The sequence below is a fragment of the Halorubrum sp. GN12_10-3_MGM genome, assembly GCF_005435235.1.
Lineage (GTDB): Archaea > Halobacteriota > Halobacteria > Halobacteriales > Haloferacaceae > Halorubrum > Halorubrum ezzemoulense.
In genome coordinates this window covers 1-12,475 of the sequence record NZ_SGUB01000022.1, presented here as the reverse complement: position 1 = coordinate 12,475, position 12,475 = coordinate 1, and the positions used below count along the sequence as shown (strand labels likewise).

At 71.6% G+C, this 12,475-nt stretch carries 13 protein-coding genes; 7 read left to right on the top strand and 6 right to left on the bottom strand.

Annotation, left to right across the window (positions count from 1 at the left end):
• Nucleotides 1–3: 3 nt before the first annotated feature.
• Nucleotides 4–375, bottom strand: a complete 372-nt coding sequence (locus EXE47_RS14255; protein ID WP_049929556.1) for a 6-carboxytetrahydropterin synthase — start codon at nucleotides 373–375, stop codon at nucleotides 4–6.
• Complete coding sequence (locus EXE47_RS14250; RefSeq protein ID WP_089307647.1) at nucleotides 363–1,421, bottom strand: zinc-binding alcohol dehydrogenase; 1,059 nt, start codon at nucleotides 1,419–1,421, stop codon at nucleotides 363–365. The genes EXE47_RS14255 and EXE47_RS14250 overlap by 13 nt, the downstream gene beginning before the upstream one ends.
• A 166-nt stretch (nucleotides 1,422–1,587) precedes the next feature.
• Here EXE47_RS14250 and EXE47_RS14245 point away from each other — a divergent pair, with 166 nt between their 5' ends.
• Nucleotides 1,588–1,968, top strand: coding sequence for a hypothetical protein (locus tag EXE47_RS14245; RefSeq protein WP_086216580.1), 381 nt, complete (start codon nucleotides 1,588–1,590; stop codon nucleotides 1,966–1,968).
• Between the two features lie 34 nt (nucleotides 1,969–2,002).
• Here the strand turns inward: EXE47_RS14245 and EXE47_RS14240 are convergent, their stop codons facing one another.
• Together EXE47_RS14240 and EXE47_RS14235 are read right to left on the bottom strand one after the other, a co-directional pair.
• Nucleotides 2,003–2,785 (bottom strand): CDP-alcohol phosphatidyltransferase family protein, encoded by a 783-nt coding sequence (locus EXE47_RS14240; protein ID WP_089307648.1) that lies wholly within the window; start codon nucleotides 2,783–2,785, stop codon nucleotides 2,003–2,005.
• A 1-nt stretch (nucleotide 2,786) separates the two neighbouring features.
• Nucleotides 2,787–5,750, bottom strand: a complete 2,964-nt coding sequence (locus EXE47_RS14235; protein WP_089307649.1) for an ATP-dependent helicase — start codon at nucleotides 5,748–5,750, stop codon at nucleotides 2,787–2,789.
• 134 nt (nucleotides 5,751–5,884) lie between these two features.
• On the opposite strand from EXE47_RS14235, the gene cmk reads away from it, so the two are divergent.
• Nucleotides 5,885–6,499, top strand: coding sequence for a (d)CMP kinase (gene cmk / locus EXE47_RS14230; RefSeq protein ID WP_049929561.1), 615 nt, complete (start codon nucleotides 5,885–5,887; stop codon nucleotides 6,497–6,499).
• A 30-nt stretch (nucleotides 6,500–6,529) separates the two neighbouring features.
• Here cmk and EXE47_RS14225 read toward each other — a convergent pair whose 3' ends face one another.
• Nucleotides 6,530–7,543, bottom strand: coding sequence for a hypothetical protein (locus EXE47_RS14225; RefSeq protein WP_089307650.1), 1,014 nt, complete (start codon nucleotides 7,541–7,543; stop codon nucleotides 6,530–6,532).
• Between the two features lie 137 nt (nucleotides 7,544–7,680).
• Entirely contained in the window at nucleotides 7,681–8,151 is a 471-nt protein-coding gene (locus tag EXE47_RS14220) for an MGMT family protein (RefSeq protein ID WP_089307651.1), read from the bottom strand.
• A gap of 130 nt (nucleotides 8,152–8,281) precedes the next feature.
• Between EXE47_RS14220 and trpC the strand changes: the two genes are divergently transcribed.
• From trpC to EXE47_RS14195, 5 genes are all read left to right on the top strand, one after another.
• On the top strand, nucleotides 8,282–9,136 hold the full coding sequence (trpC, locus tag EXE47_RS14215; RefSeq protein WP_089307652.1) for an indole-3-glycerol phosphate synthase: 855 nt from the start codon (nucleotides 8,282–8,284) through the stop codon (nucleotides 9,134–9,136).
• Nucleotides 9,133–10,446, top strand: coding sequence for a tryptophan synthase subunit beta (gene trpB / locus EXE47_RS14210; RefSeq protein WP_049929566.1), 1,314 nt, complete (start codon nucleotides 9,133–9,135; stop codon nucleotides 10,444–10,446). The genes trpC and trpB overlap by 4 nt, the downstream gene beginning before the upstream one ends.
• Nucleotides 10,447–11,301 (top strand): tryptophan synthase subunit alpha, encoded by an 855-nt coding sequence (gene trpA, locus EXE47_RS14205; RefSeq protein ID WP_086216587.1) that lies wholly within the window; start codon nucleotides 10,447–10,449, stop codon nucleotides 11,299–11,301.
• Nucleotides 11,302–11,386: 85 nt separating this feature from the next.
• Nucleotides 11,387–12,178: a 2-amino-3,7-dideoxy-D-threo-hept-6-ulosonate synthase gene (locus EXE47_RS14200; RefSeq protein ID WP_049929569.1), complete on the top strand. Its 792-nt coding sequence runs from the start codon at nucleotides 11,387–11,389 to the stop codon at nucleotides 12,176–12,178.
• 96 nt (nucleotides 12,179–12,274) lie between these two features.
• Nucleotides 12,275–12,475 (top strand): 3-dehydroquinate synthase II (locus tag EXE47_RS14195; RefSeq protein WP_275543992.1); only part of this gene is annotated, 201 nt, incomplete at its 3' end.

The following is a 12,475-nucleotide window of genomic DNA, read 5'->3' as shown; positions in this document are numbered from 1 at the left end:
CGGTCACCGCAGGTCGCCGGTGAACGAGACGCTCGCCACGTCGTCCTCGCGGACGGTCACCGTCAGCTCCGTCGCGGCCGGGGCGTCGACGGTCGCGAGCGCGTCGAACAGCGCCCGGGCCAGACGCTCGGCGCTCGGGTTGCCCTCTAGGTGGTCGTTGAGCGTCTCGTCGCGGTAGCGCTCCGCGGCGTCGCTCAGGGCGTCGAGCGCGAGGTCGATATCGAGCAGGTAGCCGTACTCGCCCAGTTCCGGGCCGCGGAACGTCGCCTCCGCGGTGAACACGTGAGAGTGAAGCGCCGCCTCGTCGGCTGGCGGGTTGGGGACGGTGAGGTAGTGCTGTGCGACGAACGACTCGGTGACGGTCAGTTCGTACATGGGTAAGTGAAGAGGAGTTGGAGGGTCGGCTCGGTCTCGTCGGCGAGCCGGCGGTACGCGCTCGCCGCCCGGCCGACCGGGACGCGGTCGGTGACGAGGCGGTCCGTCACGTCGAGGTCGTCGTCGAGTCGGCGGAGCTCGCGCCAGGCGGTCTCGCGGCGGCGGTCGCGGTCCCAGCGCCCGCGGAGCTCCGGCGCGATGGTGGTGACCTGACTGCTGCGGACGGTGACGCGCCCGCGGTGGAAGTGGTCGCCGAAGCCGAGGTCGGCGCGCTTGGTCCCGTACCACGATCCGACGAGGACCCGGCCGTCGAACCGCGTCGTCTCGACGGCCGTTTCGAGCGTCTCGGGCCGGCCCGACACCTCGACCGCGAGGTCGACGCCGCCCGTGTGCTCGCGCACGGCGTCGACGACGCCCCCCCGCCCGCCGTATCGGCTCGGGTCGACGACGGCGTCGGCGCCGAACTCGGCCGCGAGCGACCGGCGGCGGTCCTTCGGCTCGACCGCGACGACGGTCTCGGCGCCGCTCCGCGCGAGCAGCGCTGTCGTGAGCAGCCCCACGACGCCCTCGCCGAACACCGCGACGCGCTCGCCGATCCGGGGAGCGGCGTCGAGCGTCAGCGTGACCGCGGTCTCGGCGTTCGCGAACAGCGTCGCCGTCTCCGGGTCGATCCCGTCGGGGACCGGACGCAGGGCGTCCGGGGCGACGGCGAACCGGGTCTCGTGGGGGTTGAACGCGAAGACGGTGCGACCGCGCCACGCGGGGTCGACCGCGTCGCCGACAGCGGTCACGCTCCCGACGACCGCGTAGCCGTAACGGAGCGGGTACGAGAGGTCGCCGTCGAGCGCGGGCAGCTCCTCGTCCGCGACCGTCTCCGGGTCGAGTTCGCCGCGGTACGCGAGCAGCTCCGATCCGGCGCTCACCGCGGAGACGGTGGCGTCGACGACCACTTCGTTGGGACCGGGGACGGGCGCCTCCGTCGGGACGACCTCGACGCGCTCCGGACCGACGAACTCTACGGCCCGTCCGGCGTCGCCGTCGCTCACGCGGACTCACCCGTCCGCGGTCGACGACTGAGACGATGTGGCATTGGCGATCACACGGACCGATCCGTCATAAACCCACGGCGGCGACGGTCGGCGCCCCCTCGTCGGCCGTCGATTCGGGGGCGGGAGTAGACATAAGCCGACCGAGTCCGTGGGTCGCACATTCATGACACGCACCGACACCGGCGTCGACGTCGAATCGTTGACCCCCCTCCACTGGATCGGAATCCTCGCCGCGACCGTGTCCGGGATCGTCCACGTCGCGCTCGGCTTCCTGGTCGGGGGGGCGTTGGGGATCTCGTTCTTCTTCGCGACTCTGGGCTTCGGCGCGGGCGTGACGGCGATCGTCTCGGGGTACCGCCGCCGGCTGGTGTACGCGCTCGGAATCCCGTTCACCGCCGGACAGATCGTCCTGTGGTACGTCATCAACTTCGTCTTCGGGACGTACTCGTTCCCGGCCGACGTCGGCGTCTACGGCGCCGTCGACAAGGTCGCGCAGGTCGCGCTGATCGCCGTCCTCGCGGTCCTGTTGTCCCGAGAGTCCTGAGGCTCTCCGCGCGCAGACGGCGGGAGCGTTTCGGTCACTCGCGGTTCGCGGTCGGCGGGTCGTCGCGGCCGAGCCGTCCCGTCGCGGCCGCCCAATCGCGAGCGAAACTCGCCAGCAGCGCCGCGAGCGCGACGCCCGCGAACGCGGCGAGCGGGGAGGCCGCCCGAGCGCCCCCGACGCCCGGCACGAGCGCGACCGCGACGGCGGCGAACTGCGCGGTGCCGACGAACGGGCGGACCCGGCTCGGCGGGAGCTCGTACACCGGCGCGCCGGTCCGCCGCCGCCACCACAATGACCCTGCGTAGGCGTACCAGACGCCGCCGGCGAGGAGGTACCACGCCGGGAGCGCCCCGAGCGCGACGGCGACCGCGGCCCCGACGAGGACGGCCAGCGCGTCGGTCGCGCCGTCGAGGCGAGCGCCGAGGATCGTCTCCCGTGTCCGGCGGGCGACCGCCCCGTCGACCGCGTCGAGGCTGACCGCGCCCGCGAACAGCGCGGCGGGGATCCACGGGTGCGGCGGGGCGGCCGCCAGCGCGCCGGCGAGGACCGACGCGAGCCAGCCGCGGAACAGCGTGATCGCGTTCGCCGGGCCGAGCCGCGGGCGCGGCCCGTCGACGCCGGGTCGGTGGTTCGCACCGAGGTGGGTCCACGCGTACGCCGCCAGGTACGCGCCCGGTCCGGCCGCGGCGAGGACCCACGCGGTCCCGAACGTGCGCCACAGCGCGGCGAGCCCGAGCGCGCCGAGCGTCACCGCGCCGGCGAACCGGAGCCGGAGCCGGGAGCGCGGCGACGCCGTCGACGGCGCGGGCTCCGCCATCTCAGTCGCCCTCCCGGTCCCCGGGCGGTTCGGCGTCGCGGTCGGCGCTCCGCGGCCCGTCGCCGATTTCCTCCATGACGCGGGCGTGGAACTCCCGCAGGACCGCGGACTCGTCGTCAGCGATGACCGTGTCGGAGTCGACGAGCGTCGCCAGCCCGAACGCGAGCGGGCTCGGCGAGTCGACGACGCGGTGTTCGACCGCGAGGTTGCCGCCCGCGATCCGGCCGACGGCCTCACGGATCCCCCCCACGTCGAGGCGGTCCTCCAGCAGTTCGCGGTACGTCTCCTCCAACACGGCGAACTCCTCCAGATCGGCCGCGAACGACAGCAACATTTCGGCGGAGACCTGCTGTTCGGCCGCCGACTTCTCGTACCCCTTGTACCGCTTCAGGATGAGCAGCGCGCGCCCGGCGTTGATCCGGAAGTAGCGCTGGAGCAGGTCGGTCCCCTGAACGGCCTCGCGGAGGTCCTCCCGGACCGTCTCCGGGTCGAGGTCGGCGAGGATACCCGCCACGTCGACCTTGCGGTTGAGCGGGAGCGCGAGGCTGAACCCGCGATCCGCGACCGCGACCGCGACGTTGGCGTCGGTCCGGTTCGCCACCGCCGCCGCGACGAGCCGCGAGAGGCCGTCGTTGAACCGGCGCCCGCACGTCGAGTGGACGTAGAAGCGGCGCTTGTACTCGCTCCGGTCGAGCTCCTCCTCGACGACGAGGCGGTCGGGCGTCGAGACGGCCTCGGCGCCGGCGTACCGGACCTGCTCGTCGTACATCCGGGCGAGCGCGCGGACGGCGTTCCCGTCGAGGGGGAACTCGCGGAGCCACGCTCGGACCGCGGCGGGGCCGGCGCTCGGGTCATCGCCGGCCAGCCGGTCGAGGAGTTCGGCCTGGAACGCCAACACCTCGCGGGCGAGGTCCGCCGAGAGGGGAAGTCGCTCGGCGAACCACGAGGGGACGGTCGGGCGCTCGCTCGTCCGGTCGGCGTACACCTTCGAGCCGCGGCGGTAGCGGAACGCGAACCGCTCGCCGCCAAGCGCGAACACGTCGCCGGACTCCAGCGTGTCGAGATACGACTCGTCGAGCGTGCCGACCCACTCGTCGTCGCGCGTGAACACGTCGCAGGTGAACGAGTCGGGGATCGTCCCTACGTTCGTCATGTAGATGACCCGCGCGAGCCGCCCGCGCTTCCCGACGAGCGTCTCGCCGACCGGGTACTCGGGGTAGTGGTGCTCGCCGTCGGGCGGGTCGTTGCCGTCGCGCCACACCTTCGGGTAGACGTTCTTCTCCTCCAGTCCGTCGTAGTCGCCGGTGAGGTACCGGAACAGCCGATCGTACGCCTCGTCGTCGAAGCCGCGGTACGGGTGCGCGCGGCGCAGCACCTCCCGGACCTCGCGGTCGGGGCGGATCCGGTTGATGGCCATCCCGTACACGTGCTGGGCGGCAACGTCGTAGGCGCCCTCGGGCGGGAACACCCGGTCCACGAACCCCTCCTCAGCGCGCGCGAGCAGCGTCGCGCACTCGATCAGCTCGTCCCGGTCGAGGGCGAACACCCGTCCCTCGACGGTCTCGCCCGGGCTGTGGCCCGCCCGGCCGACGCGCTGGAGCAGCGCCGCGACCGACTTCGGCGAGCCGACCTGAACCACGAGGTCGAGGTGCGGCATGTCGATGCCGAGCTCGAGGCTCGTCGAGGTGGTGACCACGTCGAGATCGCCCGACTTCAGCCCCTCCTCGACCCGCGTTCGCTGCGTCTCGCCGAGGCTCCCGTGGTGGACGCCCGAGTCCGACTCGTCGTAGTCGAACCGCTGGCGGAGCTCCTGAAGGGTTCGCTCGGCGCCAGACCGTGAGTTCGTGAACACGAGCGTGTTCTTGTGGGCCTCGACGAGGTCGTGAAGCGACTCGTAGAAGCGGTCGGTCACCGCCGACCGCGGCGTGTGGATGAGGTCGGCCGCCGGCGTCCGGAGTTCGAGGTCGAACTCGCGGGCGAACCGCGCGTCGACCACCTCGCAGGGGCGCGTCTCGAACCCCTCGAACTCGCCGACAGCGCCCGCGGCGCGCTCGCGCCCCACGAGGAACGAGGCGATCCCGTCGAGCGGCTCGACCGTCGCCGAGCAGCCGATCCGGGTGATGTCGCCGGGCGCGTGCGGCGCCGGGCCGCCGGCCGATTCCCCTGCGTCCGAACCCTCGTTGCGCGCCAGTTCCGTCAGTCGCTCCAGCGACACCGCGAGGTGGGTACCGCGCTTGTTCGCCGCCAGCGAGTGGATCTCGTCGACGATCACGTACTCGACGGTCCGGAGCTTCTCCTTGAACTTCGGCGAGTTGAGCAGGATCGCCAGCGTCTCCGGCGTGGTGTTGAGGACGTGCGGCGTCTCCGAGAGCATCGCCTGTCGGTCCGCCTTCGAGGTGTCGCCGTGGCGGATCGCCTGCCTGACGCCGGGGTCGTAGGCGCCGTCCGAGGCCGCCCCGTCGTCGCCGTCGCGGGTCGCGCTCTCCGCCTCCGCGGCGGCGACCGCCTCGCCGATCCCCGCCAGCGGGGTTTCGAGGTTGCGCTCGATGTCGTTCGCGAGCGACTTCAGCGGCGAGACGTAGAGGCAGTAGACGGAGTTCTCGAGTTCGCCGTCGCGGTCGCGGGCGAAGAGGTCGTCGAGGACCGCGAGGAAGGAGGCGAGCGTCTTCCCGCTGCCGGTCGGGGCGGCGACGAGGCAGTTCCGGCCGTCGTCGACGTGGGGGATCGCCTCGCGCTGCGGCGGCGTGAAGAAGCCGCCGTTCTCGCCGACGTACCCGCCGAAGCGTTCGACCCACCAGCGGCGGACCGGCGGCGAGAGCCGGGCGAGCACGTCGGCGTCCGCGATCGGGACCGACTCCGGGTCGAAGTCGGGGTCGGCGATCGCGCCGCGCTCGACCGCGTCGCGGAGGAGCGCCCGCGCGGCGGCCTCGTCGCCGCGGTCCGTGGTTTCGCTCACGGCGATCACGAGGGCTCCGGACGGGAAATCGGTTGCGTCGAACCGCGTCGCCCGCCCGGCGGCGAGACGGCCCGCCCGGCCGGTCCGGCGGGCGTTCCCGCAACCGACCCGTTTATCCGACGGCCTTCCGTGGCGCAACACGCATGAGCGGCACCTCGCCGGAGCCCGACAGACGGATCGACCGGAACCTGTTCGTCACCGTCTCCGGCCCGCCGGGCTGCGGGGCGACGACGCTCGTCGAGGGGATCGCCGACGCGCTCGACTGCGGCTACGTCTCCGGGGGCGAGCTGTTCCGCGAAATCGCGGCCGAGCGGGACATGAGCCTCTCGCAGCTCATCGCCGAGACCGGCGAGTCCGAGGAGATCGACCGGGCGCTCGACCAGCGGCTCCGTCGCATCGCCGAGAAGTGGGGAACCGCGAACAAGGCGTTCGTGCTGGAGTCGCGGCTGGCGGGCTGGCTCGCCGGCAACCGCGCCGACATCCGGATCTGGCTCGACGCGCCCGACGAGGTCCGCGCGGACCGCACGGCCGACCGTGAGGAGATGACCTCGGAGATGCAGGTCCGAGAGGTAATCGAGGAGCAGCGGTACAAGTCCTACTACGGGATCGATCTGTCCGACCGCTCTATCTACGACCTCGCGATCAACACGGGGCGGTGGGACGCCGAGGCGACGCTCGACGTCGCGCTCACCGGGATCGAGCGCTACGACGTCGACGCCGACGAGGGCGCGTTCGACACGCCCGACTTCGAGATCTGAGCCGGCCGGTCGGCCGGGCTGCCGTCGCGGTCAGAACTGGAAGACCGCGCTGAACTGGTTCACGTGCCAGGGGCCTGGGTAGACGCCCCACACCTGGTCGTCGTAGTGGAACGCGCCGACGAAGTGGATCTCGTCCTCCTCTCGCAGGTCGTTCGCGATCTCGCTGAGTCGGTCCGCGCTCTGCCCGTAGTCGTCGGCCTCGCCGACGAACGGGTATCCCGGCTCGTTGAACCCGGGGATCCCGGTCAGGTCGCCGCCCTCGTTGAAGACGCGAATCCCGCCGTCGCCGTTCTCGTCGACCGTGAAGTCGTTCTCCGAGTCGCCGTCGCCGCCGAACTTCTGGCCGAGGTTGTGGAAGCCGACCAGCCCGTTCCCGGCGGGCGTCACGAACGGGTCGCTCGGGCCGAGGTCGCCGTCGTCCGCGAGCGCGGCGAACTTGACGACCCAGATCGTGTACTGACCGTTCGGCAGCGCGTTCTCGACGTTGATGTTGACGCGCGTTCCGGTCGCGCCGCCGTTCCCATTGCCGTTCCCGCCGTTCCCGTTGTCCGGCTTCACGCCGCCGACGGTCGCCGTTCCGCCGACCGCGCCGTATTCGCCCCACGTCACCGGGACCCACGAGCCGTCGTACCCTTCCTCGCGGTCGTATCCCGCCGGCGGTCGGACGACCTGATGCTTCCCGTCGTTCAGCGAGCGACCGAGCGTCGAGTCGTACTCCTCGCTTCCCTCGATGATCTCGTCGAGCGGGATCGAGACCGGCGCCGGATCGAACAGTTCAACGTCCGGGTCGAACGGCGGGACCTCCCCGGCTGCGTTCGTGATGAAGTTCGGGTTCGGTAAGACGTTGATCTCCGCGCTGGCACCGTTGCCGCCCCCGCCGTTTCCGTTCCCGCCGTTTCCGTTACCCTTCCTCTGCTTCGCGCTCGCGGTCGTGCTCGACAACCCGGCGAACCCGGCAACTCCGAGGAAGCCGAGCGCCCCCCGACGCGACATCGCAGTCATCGGTCCGTCCGTCTCCGCTCCCGTTCGCTTCTCACCGTTCATATCGAATCACCAACGACAGTTGTAACGGCCCGGGCGCGGCGGTATTAGAGCTGACTCGGTCGTGTATCTATAATGAACGATAACAAAGAATTCTTATACGCGATACGCCGGTCGCGCGCGCTGACGCCGGGGTGCCGTTACCGAGAGACTCCCTCGACGCGCCGGAGCTCGCTCCGCACGTCGCTCGGCGTCGCGTACGGCCCGCCGCTCACCCGGTGGTCCGGCAGCAGGACCGGGATCGGGTTGTCGGCGAGCGCTCCCGTCACGACCTCCAGGTCGTCCGGGTCGTCGGGGTCGAACCCGCCGAGCCGCGCGAGTCGGCTCACGGAGACCTCCTCGCCGTACGGGACGCTCCGGAGCGCCTCCAGCGCCTCGCGCCGGTCCGTCGGGACCGTGAGGCCGAGCGCGACCTCGGCGAACTCGTCGCGCTCGCCGCCGAGGTACGCGTCGATCCTGTCTAACAGGTCGTGGTCGCCGTCGGCGTCGCCGGGGTGCTCGGCGGGGAACGACACCGAGATGACGCGACCGCCGGCGAACCCGATCTGGACGGTCCGACCGATCTCGTCGAACTGCCGGGCGAAGACGCCGGACGTACCGGACAGGCTCATACCCTTCGTTGGAAGGGTGAATCACTTAAGTCATCGGCACGGGAACGTGTTCGGCTTCTCTGTGAGAAGCTACGGCGTCCCGGCCGCCCCCGCAAGCCTTATGAACAGATACGTACATTAGTGTATAGTAATGGACGATCCAGACGAGCTGGCGCCGGCGGTCAGGTCGATCCTGTCCGGCGCCCGGGAGCGGGCGAGCGCGGCCCGGGGAGCCGACGGGGACATCTCGGTCTCGCCGCGCGACCTCTCGGCCGCGTTCGAACGGGCCGACGCCGAGGACCGCGTCCCGCTTATCGCCGAGGTGAAGCCCACGAGCCCGACGACCGAGGGAAGCCGCGAGGACGACCCCGTCGCGCTCGCGGAGGGGATGGTCGCCGGCGGGGCGGCCGCGCTGAGCGTGCTCACCGAGCCGGGGCACTTCGGCGGGAGCGTCGACACCCTCGAACGCGTGCGCGACGCGGTAGACGTACCGGTCCTCCGGAAGGACTTCGTCGTCGAGGAGGCGCAGCTCGACGCCGTCGAGAGCGACGTGGTCCTGCTCATCGCCCGCTTCGTCGGCGACGACCTCCCGACACTGCTCGAGGCCGCCCGAGACCGGGGATTCCAGGTCCTCGTCGAGGTCCACGACCGGGAGGAGCTGGAGCGCGCGCTCGACGCGGGCGCGACGACGATCGGCGTGAACAACCGCGACCTCGCGGAGCTAGTCGTCGACCTCGGAACCTTCGAGTCCGTGGCGCCCCACGTCCCGGACGAGGTCACGCTGATCGCCGAGAGCGGCATCGGATCGCCCGCCGACGTCCGCCGGATGCGGGCCGCGGGCGCCGACGCGCTGCTCGTCGGGAGCGCGATCATGGACGGCGACGTGGCGGCGAACACCCGCGAACTGGTGCGGACGGAGGCCGGCGGCGACGAGGCGACCGCGGACGGCGATGACGCGGCGGCCGCGGACGACGACGCGACGGAGACAACGGAGACACCCACATGAGCGAGACCGACACGCGGACGACGGAAGCAACGGACGGCGCGGTGCCCTCGCGGCGACCGGGCCGCGAGCGCGGGCGCGACGACGGGAAGTTCGGCCGGTACGGCGGCCAGTACGTCCCGGAGGCGCTGATGCCCGCCATCGAGGAGCTGGCCGACGCGTACGAGCGCTACGTCCTGAACAACGAGGACGGGTTCATGGACGAGTTCCGCGAGCGGCTCGCGGCGTTCGGCGGGCGGCCGACGCCGCTCCAGCGCGCCGACCGGCTCTCGGAGCGCTACGACACGGAGGTGTTCCTCAAGCGCGAGGACCTCCTCCACGGCGGCGCCCACAAGCTGAACAACGCGCTCGGGCAGGTCCTCTTGGCGAAGTACATGGGCAAAGAGCGCATCATCGCGGAGACGGGCGCCGGCCAGCACGGCACCGCGACGGCCATGGCGGCCGCGCACCTGGACATGCCCTGTACGATCTACATGGGCGAGCGCGACATCAACCGCCAGCGCCCCAACGTGTTCCGGATGAAGCTCAACGGGTCGGAGGTCAAGCCCGTCACCACCGGGCGCGGCACCCTCAAGGAGGCCATCTCCGAGACGATGCGCGACTGGGCGGAGACCGTCGAGGACACCCACTACGTGATCGGGTCGATCGTCGGCCCGCACCCGTTCCCGGTCATGGTCCGCGACTTCCAGGCGGTCATCTCCGAGGAGGCGCGCGAGCAAGCGATCGAAAAGACGGGCGGGCTCCCGACCGACGTGGTCGCCTGCGCGGGCGGCGGGTCGAACACGATGGGCACGTTCGCCGACTTCGTCGACGACGAGTCCGTCGCCCTCCACGCGGTCGAGGCGGGCGGCTCCACCCTCGAAGTCGACGAGGAGGAGGGCGTCGCGCCGAACTCCGCGTCGCTGTACGCGGGCGACGAGGGCGTCCTCCACGGGGCGCGGACGAAGCTGCTCCAGGACTCGGACGGGCAGATCATGGAGAGCCACTCCGTCTCCTCCGGGCTCGACTACGCCGGCGTCGGTCCGGAGCTCGCGTACCTCGTCGACGAGGGCCGCGTCGACCCGGTCGCGGTCGACGACGACGCCGCCTTGGAGGGGTTCCACCGGCTCTCGAACACGGAGGGGATCATCCCGGCGCTGGAGACGGCGCACGCGTTCGGCTACCTCGAGGAGCACCACGAGGACCTCGGCGAGCGCGTGATCGTGAACGTCTCGGGGCGCGGCGACAAGGACCTCGACGCCGCCATCGAGGAGACCGACCAGCGGGACGTGCCGAACGCGCCGGACATGTCGATGTTCACGGAGGGAATCTGAATGGGGGAGCCCGCCAACTCCTCGGCGATCGCCGCGGCGTTCGCGGACGGCCCGGCCTACGTCCCGTACCTCGTCGTCGGCGATCCGGACTACGAGTCGTCGAAGGCGTACGTCGAGGCGCTCGACCGCGGCGGCGCGGACGTGATCGAGCTCGGCCTCCCCTTCTCCGAGCCGATCGCGGAGGGGTCGACGATACAGGAGGCGCTCGTCCGCTCGCTCGACGCGGGGATGACGCCGGAGCGGTTCTTCGCGTTCGCGGAGGACCTCGACGTGGACGCCGCGTTAGTCTGTATGACGTACTACAATCTCATTTACCAGTACGGTGAGGGCGAGGGACCGCGGCCCTTCGTCGAGCGCGCCGCCGCGGCCGGGATTCAGGGCCTCGTCGTCCCCGACCTGCCGGCCGAGGAGGCGGACCCGTTGCGCGAGGCCTGCGACGAGTTCGGGCTCGACCTCGTCTTCATCGTCGCGCCGACGACGCGCGCGGACCGCCTCGACCGGCTCATGGAGCGCGTCTCGGGCTACGTGTACGTCCAGGCCCGGCTCGGGACGACCGGCGCCCGAGACGACGTCTCAGACCAGACCACGGCGAGCCTCGACCGGCTCCGCGAGTACGACGTGCCGAAGGCGGTCGGGTTCGGCATCTCGTCCGGCGAGCACGCCGAGCGGATCGTCGCTGGCGGCGCCGACGGGATCATCGTCGGCTCCGCGCTGGTCGACATCGTCGCCGAGGGCGTCGCGGAGGACCTCCCGACCGCGGCGGTCGCCGACCGGCTGGAGGCGCTCTCCCGCGAACTGACCGAGGGCGCGGAGCGCGGCCGCCGCTCGCGGGCCGAGGCGACAGAGTCGGTCTGATCCCGGCGCCTCGGAGCCAATACGTCCCCGAACGAAACCCACTTACCTACGATTGCCACACTCTCACACAACGACCCACCCCACTATGACAGCAGGACTCTCGGCACGACTCGACCGCATCTCCACGAACGACCGCTACCTGATCGTCCCGATGGACCACGGGATCACGATGGGCGCCGTCGAGGGGCTCGTCGACATCGAGTCGACGATCGACGGCGTCACCAGCGGCGGGGCGGACGCGGTGCTCACCCAGCGCGGGATCGCGGAGCGCGTCCACCCGAACAAGAACGACGCGGGGTACATCGTCCACCTCAACGGCTCGACGACGATCGGCCCCGACGAGAGCGACAAGCGCGTCACCGGCACGGCGGCGGACGCGGTCCGGGCCGGCGCCGACGCCGTCTCCTTCCACATCAACGTCGGCTCGGAGTACGAGCCGAACCAGATCGAGGACCTCGCGGAGCTGACCGCCGACGCGGAGCGGCTGGGGCTCCCCGTCCTCGCGATGGCGTACGCCCGGGGCCCGGGCGTCGACGAGTCCGACCCGGAGGCCCTCGGACACGCCGTCAGGCTCGCCGAGGAGCTCGGCGCCGACGTGGTGAAGACCGGGTATTCGGGCGACGGCGACTCGTTCGCCCGCGTGACGGAGTCGACGCGGCTCCCCGTCGTCATCGCCGGCGGCTCGAAGGGCACCGACCGGGAGACGGTCGAGATGGTACGCGGCGCGATGGACGGCGCCGCCGCCGGGGTGTCGATGGGGCGGTCGATCTTCCAGCACGACGACCCGGAGGGGATCGCGAGAGCGGTGTCGGCGGTCGTCCACGACGACGCCGGCGTCGACGAGGCGCTGCGGGCGGGCGGGTTCGTCGAGGCCTGAGGGCGGGCCGAGCGCCCGCGGTCGACCGTGCGAGATCCGGTCGGACTCCCTGTTCCTTTCGCAGTTTTCAAGCCGCCGCGCCGTGAGGTTCCGACAATGACACGCACGGTCTGGGTCAAAGCCGACGGCACCGTCGGCGACTGGGAGGCGCGCAAGCGACGGGTCACCGCCGCCATCGAGGCCGGCGCGGACTGGGTGCTCGTCGACGAGGGGGACGTCGGCCGGGTCCGGGAGCTGGGCGACGTGAACGTGGCCGCCTTCCGATCGGACGCGGACGTGATCGACGACGCCGAGAGC